We start from the raw sequence: 15,778 nt of genomic DNA, 5'->3' as shown, positions 1-15,778 counted from the left end.
GTGATTCAAGCTTGGCATAAAAATCCCGCCTGATCATCTGGAGTAGAATCCCCTCCGTCATGGACCTGCTCCCCATCCAACATATCCTGCCTGAAGTCAAAAACTGCCTCGGTCCCGGCCGTCGGCTGGTGTTGCAGGCGCCGCCCGGCGCCGGCAAGACCACGGCAGTACCCCTGGCTTTGCTGGGGGAATCCTGGCTGGCGGGCAAGACCATCCTGATGCTGGAGCCGCGCCGGCTGGCGGCCCGCGCCGCCGCTGCGCGCATGACGCAGATGCTCGGCGAGAGGGTGGGGGAGACGGTGGGCTACCGGGTACGCTTCGAGCACAAGGTCTCCGCCCGCACCCGCATCGAGGTGGTTACCGAGGGCATCCTCACCCGCCGCCTGCAATCCGATCCAGAACTGGCTGGCGTCGGCCTGGTGATCTTCGATGAATTCCACGAACGCCACCTGCACAGCGACCTGGGGCTGGCCCTGTGCCTGGACGCCGGCGAGGCGCTGCGCGACGACCTGGCCCTGTTGGTGATGTCCGCCACCCTGGACGGCGCCGCCATCGCCAGGCTGCTCGATGCACCGATCCTCACCAGCGAGGGCCGCGCCTACCCGGTGGATATCCATTACCTGAACGCGGAGCCGGACGGCCGCCCGGCGGACATCACCGCCGCCGCTGTGCGCCGCGCCCTGGGTGAAACGGAAGGGGATGTGCTGGTGTTCCTGCCCGGTTCCGGCGAGATCCGCCGCGTGGCGGAGCTGCTGGCCGATGCCCCGGTGCAGCTGCATCCTCTCTATGGCGATCTGCCGCTGGAGCAGCAGCAGCGCGCCCTGGTGCCTGATCCGCAGGGCCGCCGCAAGGTGGTCCTCGCCACCAACATCGCCGAAACCTCGCTCACCATCGAGGGCGTGCGCGTGGTGGTCGATAGCGGCTGGGCGCGGGTGCCGCGCTTCGATCCGCGCAGCGGCCTGACCCGGTTGGAACTGGTGCGCGTCTCCCGCGCCAGCGCCGACCAGCGCGCCGGCCGTGCCGGCCGTCTCGGCCCCGGCGTCTGTTACCGCTTGTGGGGCGAGGGTACCCAGCGCGGCCTGATCCCCTTCGCCCTGCCCGAGATTGGCAGCGCCGATCTGGCACCCCTGGCCCTGGACCTGGCGCAGTGGGGCGTGCGCGATGCCGCCGCCCTGCGCTGGCTCGATGCGCCGCCCGCCGGGGCGATGAGTCAGGCCCACACCCTGCTTACGGAACTGGAGGCACTGGACGGGGAGGGCCGCATCACCGCCCTGGGCCGCGAGATGGCGGCGCTGCCCTTGCACCCGCGTCTGTCCCATATGCTGCTGCGCGCCAAACCGCTCGGCCTCGCCGGCCTGGCCTGCGACGTGGCGGCCCTGCTGTCCGAGCGCGACATCCTGCGCGGCCCGCCCCACGAACGCAGTTGTGATTTTTCCGTCCGGCTGGAGGCGGTGCAGGCCCATCGCCGTGATGGCCGCGACGGCGCCCGCCGCTTCGATGCCGACCCCAATGCCTGCGCCGCGGTGGAGCGGGCCGCACGGCAATGGCGCCATCTGGTGGAGGCGCAGGCCCCCGACACAACCCACATCGCCGAATGCGGCCTGCTGCTGGCCCTGGCCTATCCCGATCGCGTGGCGCGCCAGCGCGGCGAGGGCGGCCGTTACCTGCTCGCCAACGGCCGCGGCGGCAAGCTGGAAACCCACTGCCCGCTGGCCCGCCAGCCCTACATCGTCGCCGCCGAACTGGACGGCGCCGGCGACGACAGCCGCATCCGCAGCGCCGCCGCCATCACCCTGGCCGAACTGGAACAGGTGCATGCCGCCCGCCTGCAATGGCGCGAGGAGGTGCGCTGGGACGCGGCGATCGAGGCGGTGGTGGCACGGCGCGTGCGCGGCCTCGGCGCGCTGGAACTGGAGAGCGCGCCGCTGGACAAGGCCGCGCCGGAACGCATGGGCGCCGCGCTGCTCGACGGTATCCGTGCCATGGGACTGGAGGCGCTGCCGTGGGACGACGACACGCGCCAGTTGCAGGCGCGGGTGGAATCACTGTGTCAGTGGTGTCCGCAGGACGGTTGGCCCGACCTGTCCGATGCCGCGCTGCTCGCCACGCTGGAGCAGTGGCTCGCGCCCTATCTCAGCGGCATGAGCCGTCGCAGCCATCTGGCCAGACTCGACCTGCACGCCATCCTGCGCGACAGCCTCGGCTGGGAGCGCGCACAACGCCTCGACAGCGAAGCGCCGCCCCATCTCACCGTTCCCAGCGGCTCGCGCAAGCGCCTGTACTACGAACCGGGCCAGCCGCCGGTGCTGGCGGTGAAACTGCAGGAACTGTTCGGCCTCGCCGACACCCCGCGCATCGCCCACGGCAAGGTCGCCGTGATGCTGCACCTGCTGTCGCCGGCGCAGCGCCCGATCCAGGTGACGCAGGACCTGAAAGGCTTCTGGGAGCGCACCTACGCGGAAGTGAAAAAGGAATTGAAGGGCCGTTATCCCAAACACCCCTGGCCCGATGACCCGTGGACCGCCACGCCGACGGCGCGGGCGAAGCCGCGGAGTTGAGTTTTTCTGTTGGTTGGATTGCCGTATATTCAGTGGACAGAAGGATGTTGGGCTTCCTGAGTTAGCCCAACACGTTAACTCGGGACGAGTTCATAGCAAGATGAAAGGCGACACTCAAGTAGCAATGGCGATATGTTTCTTCTTTGTCGGTGCATACATCGGCGCAGTCATAGAAAGAGACGTTTTTCCAACATGCGACGGCTTAATTGTCGGAGCTGCAATGGGTTTGTTTACAGGTGTTGTGGCTGGTATTTATTCTGGTGTGGTTGTGACGCGGATGGCGCGGTTCGAAGAGCTTAGGAATCAAATCAAGCGTATTGCCCTGGGTTTTGAATATATATTCAGGAAATGCACACCCTGAAATTCGCGGAGGGGAAAAAATACCAGGCATTCTCTATGCGGCATCAGACCTGACATCATTAAAACATAGAGATGCGGGTGGGTTGGCGAGGGAGATTCACCAAAAATTGGCTAGTGCTGCTGACGATCCGCCAAGACTCTCAGTTGAGATGGATGCGACTATGCATAACGTCTATGAGAAATGTCGTCAGCTGCGGCCAAGTTATGCGGTCATTTTTAATCTAAAACCATGGATATGAACACGGTAGCTCGTATGGGCTGACGCAGGAAGTCCAACATCTGTCGTTTATCGAGGCACGATGCCATGGCCAAGCGAACATTCTCCCTGTCCAAGGTCTACACCCTGCTCGAACCCGGTCCGGTGGTGTTGCTGACCACTGCGCATCGGGGGCGTGCCAACGTCATGGCCATGTCCTGGCATACCATGCTGGAGTTCGAGCCGCCGCTGGTGGGCTGCGTGGTGAGCGACCGTGACTTTTCCTTTGCCGCGTTGAAGGCGACAAAAGAGTGCGTCATCAACATCCCCACGGTGGAGCTGGCGGCGCAGGTGGTGGGCTGCGGCAATACCAGCGGGGCGGAGGTGGATAAATTTGCCCGTTTCGGCCTGACCACCAAACCGGCACGTCTGGTCGGGGCGCCGCTCATTGCCGAGTGTTTTGCCAATTTGGAGTGCCGGGTGGTGGATGTCCGCATGGTGAACCGCTACAGCTTCTTCGTGCTGGAGGTGGTGCAGGCCTGGCGCGATACAGCGGTGAAGAGCCCGCGCACGCTGCATCACGAGGGGCGGGGGACGTTCATGGTGGCGGGCGAGCGGATCAGGTTGCGTTCGCGCATGAAATAAAGCCGTGCCGCCCTGTGCTTCGGCCGGTGGGAAGTGGCTATACTGGCTCGCAGGAACAGTCTATCCATCCCGTTACCAACTCCCAATCGGAGGGAAGCCGATGTCCAGCAAGCCGCAAGCGGATGCCGCTGTACACCAGTGGCAGTTTTTTCGTGCCGGGGATTTCGATCAGGTAGTGATCCGCAACGGCGCCGATCTGGCGGCGCTGGGCGAACTGGACAAGAAACTGTGGGCCACGCTCAGTTGTCCGGTGCACGGCCTGGAGTTCGATACCCGCACCCTGCAGTTCATCGACAGCGACAACGACGACCGCATCCGCGTGCCGGAGATTCTGGCGGCCATTGATTTCTGCAAGCGTTTGCTCAAAAAACTCGATGTGCTGGTGGAGGGCGGGCAGGCATTGCCGCTGGACCTCATCGATGACAGTCACGACGACGGCAGGCATGCCCTGGCATCGGCACGGCGCGTCCTGGCGAGCCTGGGCAAGGAGGCGGCGAGCGCAATCTCCGTCGATGATCTGATGACGGCGCACGATGTGATGGCCAGGATGCCCTTCAACGGCGACGGCGTCATGCCGCCGTCGGCGGTCGAGGATGCAGGTGTGCGCGCGGTGGTGGAGGACATCATTGCCTGTGTCGGCGGCGATGCGGATCGCGGCGGTGAGGCCGGCGTTTCGGCCGACAGGCTGGCGCAGTTCTTTGAGGCGGCGCAGTCGCGCCTCAGCTGGTTGCAGGCGGCGCAGGCGGGACACGACGAGATTCTTCCCCTGGGTGATGCCACCGCGGCAGCCCACACGGCGCTGCTCGCGGTGCGCGAGAAGATCGACGATTTCTTCGTGCGCTGCCGCCTGGCGGCCTACGATGTGCGCGCCGCTACGCCGCTCAACCGCAGTGAGGCGGATTATGCCGCGCTGGCAGCGCGGTGCCTCAGCAGCGGCGATGAACAACTGGCGGGTTTTCCGCTGGCGGCGGTGACGGCGGAGGGTGTGCTGCCGTTGGAGCAGGGCGTGAACCCGGCCTGGCGCGCGGTGTTGGCGCAGTTCCGTTCCGTCGTGGTGGTGCCGCTGCTCGGCGAGCGCTCCGCACTGACCGAGGCGGAGTGGCAGTCTATTCAGGCGCGGCTCGCGCCCTATGCCGCCTGGCTGGCGACGCAGCCGGGTGCGGCGCTGGAACGCTTCGATGCGGCGCAGTTGCAGGCGCTGCTCGCCGGCGATACCCGCGCGCGCATCGAGGCGCTGATTGCGCAGGATCTGGGTCTCAAGCCCGAGATTGAGGCGATGGAGCAGGTGGAGCGGCTGGTACGTTACGTGCGCGACCTGTGCGTGCTGCTGCGCAACTACATCTCCTTCGCCGATTTCTACAGCGGCAAGCACAAGGCCATCTTTCAGGCCGGAACCCTGTATCTGGATCAGCGCAGTTGCGATCTGTGTATCCGCATTGACGACATCGGCAAGCATTCGTCACTGGCCACACTCAGTCGCACCTATCTGGTGTATTGCGAGTGCCGTCGTCGGGGCGGCGGCGAGAAGATGACCATCGCGGCGGCGGTGACCGCCGGTGATGCCGACGGCCTGATGGCGGGGCGCAACGGCCTGTTCATCGATCGCCACGGCAACGACTGGGATGCGGCGGTGGTGAAGGTGATCGAGCACCCCATCAGCATCCGCCAGGCCTTCAGCGACCCGTACAAGAAACTGGTGCGATTCATCGGTGCGCAGGTAGAAAAGATGGCCAGTGCCAAGGCCAAGGCGGTGGATGATTCCATGGCCGCCGGCGTGGAGGGGACCGCCAAGGTAGCGGAGGCGGGCAAGGCGCCGCCGGCGCCGTTCGATGTGGCCAAGTTCGCTGGTATCTTCGCCGCCATCGGCCTCGCCATCGGCGCCATCGGCACGGCGCTGGCGGCGCTGGTCACCGGCCTGCTGTCGCTGGCCTGGTGGCAGATGCCGCTGGTGTTCGTCGGCATCATCCTCGCCATCTCCGGGCCGTCCATGCTCATCGCCTGGATGAAACTGCGCCAGCGCAATCTGGCGCCGCTGCTCGACGCCAACGGCTGGGCGGTGAACACCCGCGCCCGCATCAATATCCCCTTCGGCACCTCGCTCACCGCCCTGGCCAAGTTGCCGCCGGGTTCGGCCCATCCCATCGGCGACCCGTTCGCAGAGAAGCGCACGCCGTGGGGCTGGTATCTGTTCCTCCTCGCCATTGCGGCAGGCGGCGTGCTGTATTGGCTGTGGCAGCGCGGTGTGCTGGGCTGAACTTTGCGTATCACCGGCAGTTGGCTAAAATTTAGCCAACTGCCTCTGCCGCGTGCCTGAACCATGGAAATCTCCGTTGCCAGCCGTATTGCCGCTTTCCCGCCCCCGGCGGCGGAGCGGCGTGCGGCTGCCGACAACGCCACGCCGGAGGACGCCGCTCAGGCGGAGCCGGGGGCCGCGCCGCAACAGGCGGCACCGGCGCAGTCACCCGAGGAACGCCAGGTGTTGCAGCAGTTGCAGGCACGCGACCGCGAGGTGCGTGCCCACGAGCTGGCCCATGTGGCGGCCGGCGCCGGTCTGGTGCGCAGCGGCGCCTCCTTCGCCTATCAGCGCGGTCCCGACGGCCGCTTCTATGCCGTGGGTGGCGAGGTAAGCATCGACACCTCGGCCGTGCCCGGCGACCCGGTGGCGACGGCGCGCAAGGCCGAACAGATCATGCGCGCGGCGCTGGCGCCGGCGCAGCCTTCCGGCCAGGACCGTGCCGTGGCTGCCCAGGCGGCGAACATGGCCATGGAGGCGCGCCTGCAACAGGCGCTGGCGGCCAGCACTTCCAATACCCCCGGCGATAATTCCAGAGCGCCCCAGCTCGACCTCTACGCCTGAATCACGCCGCGGTTGAACCCGGGCGCGAAAACCCCGAAACTGCATCCCACACTGTCACCAACAACAGGGAGTGCAGCATGAGCATCGGCGGTTTCATCACCTGGGGCATCCTCGCAGTCGTACTCATCTACGTCATCGCCATCTACAACAATCTGGTGACGCTCAAGCATGCGGTGGCCAAGGCCTGGGCCAATATCGACGTGCTGCTCAAGCAGCGTCACGACGAGCTGCCCAAGCTGGTCGAGGTGTGCAAGCAGTACATGAAGTTCGAGCAGGAAACCCTGGAGAAGGTGATGCTGGCGCGTTCCTCCGTGTCGGCGGCGCGCGAACGCGGCGACGTCGGTGCGCTGGGGCAGGCGGAAACGCAGCTGCGCCTGGGACTGGGCAATCTGTTCGCCGTGGCCGAGGCCTATCCCGACCTCAAGGCCAATGAAAACTTTCAGCATTTGCAACACCGCATCTCGGGTCTGGAGAACGCCATCGCCGATCGGCGCGAGTTCTACAACGAGAGCGTCAACATCAACAACGTGCGCATCGAGCAGTTCCCGGACGTGATCATTGCGCGCATGTTCAATTTCGGCCCGAAGCAGTTGCTGGAGTTCAGCGAAGAAGAAAAGAAGGACGTGGACATCAAGGCGTTGTTTGGTTGATGCCTGTGAGGGTGGCTCCGCCGCGATACGTCGTGGTACGTTCTCGCGCGGCGTAGCCGCTCCTGTGCCGCATATCGTGCTGAAATCCTGAACCGTGTTTGAATCCCTGATCCCGCCCGACTGGGCCCTGCGTGTCCAGCAACTCGCCCCGGAAGAGTTCTGGATCGGCGTCGCCCTGCTCATCGCACTGGCGCTGGCGGCCTTTTACGCCATCTTTCGTTTCATCCATCGCTATCACATCATCGAAGGCACGCCCACCTCCAAGGTGCGCTCCGCCGCCCAGGGCTATGTGGAACTGGATGGCATCGGCTACCTGCTGCCGGGCACGCCCATCGTCGCGCCGCTGTCCGGCATCACCTGCACCTGGTACAGCTACAAGGTGGAGGAAAAGACGGAATCGGGCAACGACCGGCGCGAGCGCTGGCGCACCCTGCGCCAGGAGACCAGCGATGATCTGTTCCTGCTCAAGGACGACACCGGCGAGTGTGTCATCGACCCGGAAGGGGCCGAAGTGACCCCGGCCATCAGCGAGGTGTGGTACGGCGATGTGCCCATGTGGAATGCCTCCCTGCTGCGCCGCAGCAGCGGGCGCTACCGCTATACGGAAAAGCGCATGCATCCGGGCGATGCGCTCTATGCCATCGGCCAGTTCCGCAGCATCGGCGGTTCGCAGGAACTGCCCGATACCCACGCCGAGGTGCGCGAGCTGCTGGCGGAGTGGAAACGCGATCAGGTGGCGCTGCATGCGCGGTTCGACCGCAACAACGACGGCGTACTCAGCCTCGACGAGTGGGAAGAGGTGCGCAAGGCGGCGTGGAAGGACGTGCTGGCGGCGCAGGCCAAGCGGGCGCGCGGCCCGGTACACCATCTGCTGACGCGGCCGGATGATGGCCGCCGTCCTTTCATTCTGTCGGTGCTGCCGCAGGCGTTGCTGCTGCGCCGTTTCCGTCGCTATGCCGGTTTGTCGCTGCTGGTGTTTCTGCTGGCCGGCAGTGTGGCGACGTGGATGCTGACGGCACGCTTTGGCACCCTGTCATAGCGCGGCAGGGCGCAATTGCGCTCCCAGCGCCAGCGTATAGATCAGCACCGCCGGCACCTGAAAAAACAACAGCAGTCCTTCATAGGCCAGCTTCTCGAAACCCTCCCGGTTGTTGACGCGGTTGAGATGATCGCCCAGCCAGTGGGCGCTGTGCTGCGCAGCCCATCGGGTCAGCGGCGCCAATACCACGATCATGAGTACCGTCAGCCAGCCCGGCCAGTAACTGACATCATTCCTGCCGAGAGCCAGGACCAGCCAGTGGAACAGCAGGGTAGCCATGGCGATGGCCTGTACCGGCAGCACCAATCCCTGGAGATTGCCCAGCAGCGGCGCCAGCGGCAGCAGCAGGCTGAGGACGAAGGCGGTGTTGACCAGCGTGCTGACGCGGCCGTTATGTGCCCACAGCAGGTCGGGCATCGGCGGCGCATTATGCAGACCGAAGATGACTGGATAGGCGAGCATCAGAAACAGCAGCAACACCAGCACGCGACCCCAGGGCAGCAGCACATGCTCCACCACCCAGGCGGTGAGGCCCACCTCGCGCACCGCGTGGTGCAGGCGGGCGGTGAAATATTCCAGCGCCATCACCAGCAGGCCATAGAGCAGCAGGGCGCCGAGCAACTGTGGGCTGAACAGCGCGGCGAGCAGATAGGGGGGATTCAGCGCAGGTTCCATTCAGCGGGATAGGTGGTGGTCGAGCTGGCGCAGCATGTCGGTGTCCGCGTCGGCTTGTTCGGTGTCCACGCGGATGCACAGCATGCGCTCATCCTCAGCGAGCGGCTCCTGGCTTGCCAGTTGCCGCTCCAGCACGGCAAGGCCAGCCTCGGAGGCGTCGCGCCCCTGGGCGCTGCGATGCTGGATGCGGCGACGCAGCTCATCGGTGGAGGCGTGGCATTCGACGATGAGAAAGGGCAGGTCGAGGTCGTGCGCCAGGGCGCGGAATGCATCGCGCTGGGCGCGGCGCAGGAAGGTGGCGTCGATGAGCACCGGCAGGCCCGCCTGGAGGATATCCCGGGCAGTGGCGGCCAGATGGGCATAGGTCTGTTCGCCGGCCGAGGCGCTGTAGATGCCGCCGTCGACGGCGGAGCCGCTGCGCTCCGTGGCGGCCAGGCCGAACAGCCGCTTGCGCTCCACGTCCGAGCGTAGCCGGATCAGTCCCCGCTGTTCCAGCACGACCTGGCTGTGGCGGGTCTTGCCCGAGCCGGACAGGCCGCGGGTGATGATGAGATAGGGCCGGCGCGGTGCGGCACAGGAGTCTGCCAGGGTCAGGTAGGCGGCCACATCGTGTTCCGCCTGCTGCCGCGGCGCGGCGTCGATGCCTGCCTGGGTGGCGCGGATCGCCGCCACCTTGGCGCGCACCATGGCGCGGTAGCTCAGATACCAGGGCAACAGGGGCAGGGCGGCGTAGTCGCCGCTGTGTTGCAGGTAGGCGTCGAGCAGGCGCCAGGCATAGTCGCTGCGGCCGCGTGCCTGCAGGTCCATCACCAGGAAGGCGGTGTCGCTGAGGGTGTCGATCCAGCGCAGGCCGTCGTTGAACTCTATGCCGTCGAAGGGCAGCGGCTCGCCGTCGAGCAGGACGATGTTGCCCAGGTGCAGATCGCCATGGCACTCGCGGATGTGGCCCTCGGCGCGGCGCCGCGTCAGCAACGCTGCCAGGTGTTCCTTTTCCGCCGCCGCCCAGGCGGCGATCTGCCCGACCTGCGCCTTCTGTGCCGCGTCGTGCAGCCGCGGCAGAATCTGTTCGAAGTTTTCCCGCACCGGTTGCCAGGCGGCTTCCGCTGTACCCCAGGGCGAGGCCGGGTCGGCCGGTGCCGCGGCGGCGTGGAAGCCGGCGACGTTGCGGGCCAGGGTGTCGATGAGCGGCGGCGGTAAGCGTCCGGCGTGCAGCAGTTCGTCCAGCAGCAGGCCGGGGGCGAAGCGGCGCATTTTCACCGCGTACTCAAGTACCGGGCCTGCGCCGCCGAAATAGGGATTATCGAGCGTGCCGCATACCGGGACGGCTTCGAGGTAGATTTGCGGCGCGGTGCGGCGGTTGAGGCGGATCTCCTCCGCGCAGAAGCGGCGCCGCCGCTCCAGGGTGGAGTAGTCGAGAAAGCCGAGGTTGACGGCCTTTTTCAGCTTGTAGGCGTAGTCGCCGGCCAGGATGAGCCAGGAGATGTGGGTTTCCACCAGTTCGGCACGGCCGGAAGTCGCCTGTGCCTGGCGCATCAGGCCTTGGATCAGCCGCCTTTGCGTGGAAAGTTCGTCGGACATGGCGTGATGGTGCCTTTAGCGGGGAGCAGCTACAAGATGCAGGAGCAAATACATAGCAGCCATTCCCCGCAGGGGGCTGGTAAGATAGGGCGGCAAAGGGCAACAGGAGCCGAGCCGGTGGGCGTCTATTCGGTCGACAAATTGATGGCGGAGACGCGGCGTCTGGCGGCGGAATACCGCCGCACGACGGGGCAGCCCCTGGCGGTGAGCGGCGAGATCGCCAAGTACGACGCCACCCGCCTGCTCGATCTGGAGTCGTGCAAGGACCCCAATCTGGGCTACGATGCCGTCGGCCGCAGCGGTGAACGCGCCGGCCGCCGCGTGCAGATCAAGGGCCGCGCCATCTTCGATGAAAGCAAGGGCGGCCAGCGCATCGGCCAGCTCAAGCTGGAGCAGGAGTGGGACAGCGTGATGCTGGTGCTGATGGACGAGGAGTTCGAGCCCTCGGAAATCTGGGAGGCCGAGCGCGATGTCCTGGTGGAGGCGGTGCGCGAGTCCGAAAACAGCAGCCGCAGCAAGCGCGGCCCCATGTCCGTGGCCAAGTTCAAGGCCATCGGCCGCCTGGTATGGACGCGGGAGGACGGGGTGATCACGGATGAGATTTGGGAAAACCGTTGATCACCATTTGTGCGGCGCTGATTTCCCACCGGCCATTCAAGACCCCAGTTCTGTAACTCGAATACATCATTGATGCATGACATCCACACCATCCTCTCCGCGGATGGCCCCTTCGCCCAGTTGATTCCCGGTTTTGCCCCGCGCGTCCAGCAGCAGGAACTGGCCGAGGCGGTGGCGCACGCCCTGGAACATCATCAGGTCTTCGTCGCCGAGGCCGGCACCGGCACCGGCAAGACCTTTGCCTATCTGGTGCCGGCGCTGCTGTCCGGGCAGAAGGTGATCATCTCCACCGGCACCAAGAATCTGCAGGATCAGTTGTTCCACAAGGATCTGCCGCTGGTGCGCCAGGCCCTGGGGGTGCCGGTGGAGGTGGCGCTGCTCAAGGGGCGCGCCAATTATCTCTGTCTGCACCGCATGGAGCTGGCCCTGGCCGAAGGACGTTTTCGCAGCCGCAGCGAGGTCTCCGATCTGCAGCTGATCCGCGAGTGGTCCGGCCGCACCCGCAGCGGCGACATCGCCGAACTCACCGAGCTGGCGGAGGACGCGCCGCTGTGGCCGCAGGTGACCTCCACCGGCGACAACTGCCTGGGCAGCGAGTGCGGCCAGTACGACGACTGCTATCTGATGCAGGCGCGGCGCCGTGCGCAGGAGGCTGACGTGCTGGTGGTCAACCATCACCTGCTGTTTGCCGACATGGCCCTGAAGGGCGAGGGCTTCGGCGAGCTGCTGCCCGGTGCCCATGCTTTCATCCTCGACGAGGCGCACCAGTTGCCGGAAACCGCCTCCAATTTTTTCGGTACGGCGGTGAGCGGCAACCAGTTGCTGGAGCTGGCGAGCGATACCATCGCCGAGGACCTGCGCGAGGCGGGTGAGACGGGCCGCCTGCGCAGCGCCGCGGAACATGTGCAAAAGACGGTGAAGGATCTGCGCCTGGCCTTCGGCGTGGAGCAGCGTCGCGGCGCTTGGCGCGAAGTGATGCAGCTGTCCGGTTTTCAGGCCGCGCTGAACGATGTCGATACGGCGTTGAAGGAACTGCATGCCCAGCTCAAGCCACTGGCGGCACGCGGCAAGGGGCTGGAAAGTTGCCTGCGCCGCTGCGAGGACCTGATGCTGCGCTATGCGCAGGTGAGTGGCGATACGCCTGCCGATCAGATTCATTGGTACGAAACCCACACCCGCTCGTTTACCATCAACCTGACGCCGATGGACGTGGCGGCCCTGTTCCAGGCCCAGGTACAGGCGCGACCCTGCGCCTGGATCTTCACCTCGGCCACACTGGCGGTGGGCGACAGCTTCGAACACTTCACCCATCGCCTCGGCCTCAACGAGGCGCAGACTCGGCGCTGGGACAGCCCTTTCGACTTTGCCCGCCAGGCCCTGCTCTACGTGCCGCCGGAGATGCCCGACCCCAACAGCTACGGCTACACCGCAGCCGTCATCGAGCAGGCCCTGCCGGTGCTGGAGGCCAGCCGCGGCAGGGCCTTCCTGCTGTTCACCAGCCATCGCGCCTTGCAGGAGGCGGCGGCCCTGCTGGAGGGCCGCATCGAGTATCCGCTGCTGGTGCAGGGACAGATGCCGCGCTCGCGCCTGCTGGAGCAGTTCCGCGCCCTGGGCAACGCGGTGCTGCTCGGCACCGGTTCGTTCTGGGAAGGGGTGGATGTGCGCGGCGAGGCCCTGTCCTGCGTGATCATCGACAAGCTGCCCTTCGCCTCACCGGGCGATCCGGTATTGCAGGCGCGCATCGAGGCGATGCGCGAGCAGGGCGGCAATCCGTTCATGGAGTATCAGTTGCCGCAGGCGGTAATCACCCTGAAGCAGGGCGTCGGGCGACTGATCCGCGATATCAACGACCGTGGCGTGCTGATGCTGTGCGACCCGCGCCTGGGCAGCAAGTCCTATGGCCGGGTGTTCATCGACAGCCTGCCGCCCATGTCCAAGACACGCAAGCTGGACGTGGTGCAGCGCTTCTTTGCGCAGGGCTGATTGAGTGTTTTTTGACTTGCGGCTAGACTGAACCGCATTCGAGATTTGCCAACCAGGGAGATAACAAGATGAAGCATTTGGTACTCGGTGGAGTCATGACGGCGGCCATGCTGGCAACAGGGGCCGCACAGGCGGAGATGGGGCTGGGGCTGGGCGTGAAGGCCGGCACCCTCGGCTTCGGTGCGGAGATCACCAAGTCCTTTACCGAAACCCTCAACGGTCGCGTCGGCTTCAACAGCTACAAGTTCACCACTTCCGGTAAGGAAGGCGATGTGGACTACGACATCGACATGAAGTGGCAGAGCACGGCGCTGCTGCTGGACTGGCACCCGGGCGGTGGCAGCTTCCGCCTGACCGCCGGCTATATGCTGAATGGTAATAAGCTGGAGATGAAGGCAAAGCCCGCAGTTTCCTATACCGTGGGTGATACGACCTATTCGGCGTCAGACATCGCGGATCTTTCGGGCACTGTGGATTTCTCAGACGGCCCCTATATCGGCCTAGGTTGGGGTAATTCGGCGCGCAAGGGATTTGGGTTCAGCTTTGAACTGGGCGCGGTCTACCAGGATGCCCCGAATGTGAAGCTGGTGGGCAGCTGTACGGCAGGCTCACCGGTGTGTGATGACTTCTATACGGAGCTGGCCAAGGAGCAACAGAAGGCCAAGGACAGCCTCGACAGCTTCAAGTGGTATCCGCAGATCGCCATCGGCATTTCCTACGGTTTCTGATGGTGGCCTAGAGCAACGCCCGCGCCGAACTTCGGCGCGGGCGTTGTTGTTTTGTCCATGGACGGACTTATGCCGCGGAGGCCATGGATGACCGGGAGCGGCGCTTGGACATGGACGGACTTATGCCGTGGAGGCCATGGAAGGTCGTGAGCGGCGCTCCGCGCTTCATGCGATAATCGCCGTTCCTTTTCTACTGTTGTCGTTCCCGTGAAGATACTTGCCCTGGAAAGCGCCACTGAATCCTGTTCCGTCGCCCTGCTGGACGGCACGCAGGTGCACGTGCGTTCACAGTTGGCGCCGCGCGAACATGCGGCGCTGCTGTTGCCCATGGTGCAGGAGCTGTTGGCGGAGAGCGGGATCACCTTGAGCGTGCTGGATGCCATCGCCTTCGGCCGCGGTCCCGGCAGTTTCACCGGCGTGCGTATCGCCGCCAGTGTGACCCAGGGGCTGGCCTTTGCCGCCGATCTTCCCGTGTTGCCCATTTCTACTCTCGCCGCGCTGGCGCAGGGCGCGCTGCGCGAGCTGGGCGCACAGCAGGTGGCGGCGGCCATCGATGCGCGTATGGGCGAGGTGTATTGGGGTTTGTATCATGCCCATGACGGCGTGATGGTGCTGCAAGGCGAGGAGGGGGTGTATGCGCCCGATCTTGTACCGGCGCCTTCTGAGGCAGGTTACGTGGGTTACGGCAGCGGTTGGGCCACCTACGCTACGGTGCTGGCGCAACGCTGCGACATCCAGAGCCGGCAAAGCGAGCGTTTTCCCCAGGCCGCGGATTTGCTGCCGTTGGCCGCGGCGGCCTGGCAGTCAGGGCAGGCCGTCAGCGCCGCGCAGGCGCAGCCGGTCTATCTGCGCGACAAGGTCACGCACCAGCGCTGAGTGTTATCGTTCCCACGCAGAGCGTGGGAACGATAGATCGCGGCATAGCCGCTCCTACACCACCAGATCCAACTGCTGCACCGTTCCCGCCCCGCCATCTTCCTTGAGATAGATGCCGCTGGCGCGCACCATGCCGAGCAGGGCGTTGTCATTATCCTTGAGCGAGAACGGTGTGGCGGCCTGGCCCAGGTAGATGGCGCCGACGTTGCGTTCCAGCAGTCCATCCAGACGATCATTGCCCTCGGCGTCGCGGCTCCAGATGAGCAGGCGCGCGAAGATGGCGTCGTTCTCGTCGATCCAGCCGTTGCCGTCCGTATCGTAGGCGGCCAGATCGGCGAAGCCGTTGCCGCTCAGTGCGCCGAACAGTTCCCTGCCGTCATTGATGACGCCGTCACCGTTGTGGTCGAGGGCGAGAAAGCCGCTGTTGGGGCCGACGAAGGCGATCTGATCCGTCTTGCCGTCGGCGTCGATATCAAAGGCAAATTTCGTGCGGGTGAGTTCCGCGGCGTTGCCCTCGAAGTTGATCACCAACGGGTCTTTCAGTGCATCGCCGGCACGCACCGTGAGGTTGGTGTGGCTGATGAATTCGCGGCTCATGTTCAGTTCCACGGACAGTGTGATCTCGCGGCCGTCGGCGGTGCGCACGATGCCCTGGGCGGAGAACTGGGTGCTCTCCCGCTCCAGTGTGGTTTCCTCCGCGTGATACACCGCGCCCCAACCCTGACGCGGGTCGCCGCCGCTGGCCTGCTCCGGAGGCAATTCCACCTCCTTGCCGTTGTTCATCTGGCGGGCATCGAACAACTCCAGCTTGCGGCCGGTGAGCTTTTCCACCAGCAGCTTGAGGATGGTGACCTGCAGGTCTCCGGCGCTGTATACGGTGGCATCGGCCTCGTCGGTTTCGGTGACGGGGGCGGCGACAGGCGGAGCAACCGGAGCGGCCGTGGCGGCGCGCTCGGGCAGTGCAAGGCGCGGCAGGGCGTGGTCCAGGCTGAGACTGCTGGCACTGGCGCCCATG

14 protein-coding genes are annotated in these 15,778 nt (G+C 65.4%); 11 read left to right on the top strand and 3 right to left on the bottom strand.

Translation table 11 applies throughout. The features are described 5' to 3' along the window. The first annotated feature begins 59 nt into the window (after positions 1-59). The 7 genes from hrpB (at position 60) to ACMV8A_RS09300 (ending at position 8,305) form a co-directional block, all read left to right on the top strand. A complete protein-coding gene (hrpB, locus tag ACMV8A_RS09330; RefSeq protein WP_495325505.1) occupies positions 60-2,558 on the top strand; it encodes an ATP-dependent helicase HrpB in 2,499 nt (832 codons plus the stop codon). Positions 2,559-2,658: 100 nt separating this feature from the next. Beyond that, the gene (locus ACMV8A_RS09325) at positions 2,659-2,919 is read left to right on the top strand and encodes a hypothetical protein (RefSeq protein WP_495325504.1); all 261 of its coding nucleotides are present in this window, start codon (positions 2,659-2,661) and stop codon (positions 2,917-2,919) included. 303 nt (positions 2,920-3,222) lie between these two features. Next, the gene (locus ACMV8A_RS09320) at positions 3,223-3,759 is read left to right on the top strand and encodes a flavin reductase family protein (RefSeq protein WP_495325503.1); all 537 of its coding nucleotides are present in this window, start codon (positions 3,223-3,225) and stop codon (positions 3,757-3,759) included. A 100-nt stretch (positions 3,760-3,859) separates the two neighbouring features. Next, complete coding sequence (locus tag ACMV8A_RS09315; protein WP_495325502.1) at positions 3,860-6,013, top strand: hypothetical protein; 2,154 nt, start codon at positions 3,860-3,862, stop codon at positions 6,011-6,013. Positions 6,014-6,076: 63 nt separating this feature from the next. After that, positions 6,077-6,616, top strand: a complete 540-nt coding sequence (locus ACMV8A_RS09310) for a putative metalloprotease CJM1_0395 family protein (RefSeq protein WP_495325501.1) — start codon at positions 6,077-6,079, stop codon at positions 6,614-6,616. Between the two features lie 77 nt (positions 6,617-6,693). Next, positions 6,694-7,266 carry a LemA family protein gene (locus tag ACMV8A_RS09305; protein ID WP_495325500.1) on the top strand — a complete coding sequence of 191 codons (573 nt, stop codon included), beginning with the start codon at positions 6,694-6,696 and terminating at the stop codon, positions 7,264-7,266. Positions 7,267-7,360: 94 nt separating this feature from the next. Next, positions 7,361-8,305: a GIDE domain-containing protein gene (locus ACMV8A_RS09300; protein WP_495325499.1), complete on the top strand. Its 945-nt coding sequence runs from the start codon at positions 7,361-7,363 to the stop codon at positions 8,303-8,305. Here ACMV8A_RS09300 and ACMV8A_RS09295 read toward each other — a convergent pair. After that, positions 8,300-8,980, bottom strand: coding sequence for a hypothetical protein (locus ACMV8A_RS09295; protein ID WP_495325498.1), 681 nt, complete (start codon positions 8,978-8,980; stop codon positions 8,300-8,302). The two genes, ACMV8A_RS09300 and ACMV8A_RS09295, sit on opposite strands and share 6 nt — an antisense overlap. Continuing rightward, complete coding sequence (locus tag ACMV8A_RS09290) at positions 8,981-10,558, bottom strand: bifunctional aminoglycoside phosphotransferase/ATP-binding protein (protein WP_495325497.1); 1,578 nt, start codon at positions 10,556-10,558, stop codon at positions 8,981-8,983. 117 nt (positions 10,559-10,675) lie between these two features. Between ACMV8A_RS09290 and ACMV8A_RS09285 the strand changes: the two genes are divergently transcribed. The 4 genes from ACMV8A_RS09285 to tsaB all read left to right on the top strand — a co-directional run bounded on the left by ACMV8A_RS09285 (position 10,676) and on the right by tsaB (position 14,763). Continuing rightward, positions 10,676-11,176, top strand: a complete 501-nt coding sequence (locus ACMV8A_RS09285) for a hypothetical protein (protein ID WP_495325496.1) — start codon at positions 10,676-10,678, stop codon at positions 11,174-11,176. A gap of 72 nt (positions 11,177-11,248) precedes the next feature. Further along, positions 11,249-13,159: a DNA repair helicase YoaA gene (yoaA, locus tag ACMV8A_RS09280; protein ID WP_495325495.1), complete on the top strand. Its 1,911-nt coding sequence runs from the start codon at positions 11,249-11,251 to the stop codon at positions 13,157-13,159. A 68-nt stretch (positions 13,160-13,227) separates the two neighbouring features. Then, on the top strand, positions 13,228-13,887 hold the full coding sequence (locus tag ACMV8A_RS09275) for a hypothetical protein (protein ID WP_495325494.1): 660 nt from the start codon (positions 13,228-13,230) through the stop codon (positions 13,885-13,887). Positions 13,888-14,094: 207 nt separating this feature from the next. Beyond that, complete coding sequence (gene tsaB / locus ACMV8A_RS09270) at positions 14,095-14,763, top strand: tRNA (adenosine(37)-N6)-threonylcarbamoyltransferase complex dimerization subunit type 1 TsaB (protein ID WP_495325493.1); 669 nt, start codon at positions 14,095-14,097, stop codon at positions 14,761-14,763. Between the two features lie 54 nt (positions 14,764-14,817). Here tsaB and ACMV8A_RS09265 read toward each other — a convergent pair. Beyond that, positions 14,818-15,778, bottom strand: a 961-nt coding sequence (locus ACMV8A_RS09265) for an SPM autocatalytic domain-containing protein (protein ID WP_495325492.1), incomplete at its 5' end; no start/stop codon positions are given.

The organism is Sulfurivermis sp. (assembly GCF_059410345.1).
The sequence above is the reverse complement of the archived record's forward strand: the minus strand, read 5'-3'. Positions and strand labels throughout refer to the sequence as shown.

Bases quoted from the DNA above. Each gene is read 5' to 3' on its own strand.
- hrpB (WP_495325505.1), top strand. From the start codon at position 60: ATGGACCTGCTCCCCATCCAACATATCCTGCCTGAAGTCAAAAACTGC.
- ACMV8A_RS09325 (WP_495325504.1), top strand. From the start codon at position 2,659: ATGAAAGGCGACACTCAAGTAGCAATGGCGATATGTTTCTTCTTTGTC.
- ACMV8A_RS09320 (WP_495325503.1), top strand. From the start codon at position 3,223: ATGGCCAAGCGAACATTCTCCCTGTCCAAGGTCTACACCCTGCTCGAA.
- ACMV8A_RS09315 (WP_495325502.1), top strand. From the start codon at position 3,860: ATGTCCAGCAAGCCGCAAGCGGATGCCGCTGTACACCAGTGGCAGTTT.
- ACMV8A_RS09310 (WP_495325501.1), top strand. From the start codon at position 6,077: ATGGAAATCTCCGTTGCCAGCCGTATTGCCGCTTTCCCGCCCCCGGCG.
- ACMV8A_RS09305 (WP_495325500.1), top strand. From the start codon at position 6,694: ATGAGCATCGGCGGTTTCATCACCTGGGGCATCCTCGCAGTCGTACTC.
- ACMV8A_RS09295 (WP_495325498.1), bottom strand. From the start codon at position 8,980: ATGGAACCTGCGCTGAATCCCCCCTATCTGCTCGCCGCGCTGTTCAGC.
- ACMV8A_RS09290 (WP_495325497.1), bottom strand. From the start codon at position 10,558: ATGTCCGACGAACTTTCCACGCAAAGGCGGCTGATCCAAGGCCTGATG.
- yoaA (WP_495325495.1), top strand. From the start codon at position 11,249: ATGCATGACATCCACACCATCCTCTCCGCGGATGGCCCCTTCGCCCAG.
- ACMV8A_RS09275 (WP_495325494.1), top strand. From the start codon at position 13,228: ATGAAGCATTTGGTACTCGGTGGAGTCATGACGGCGGCCATGCTGGCA.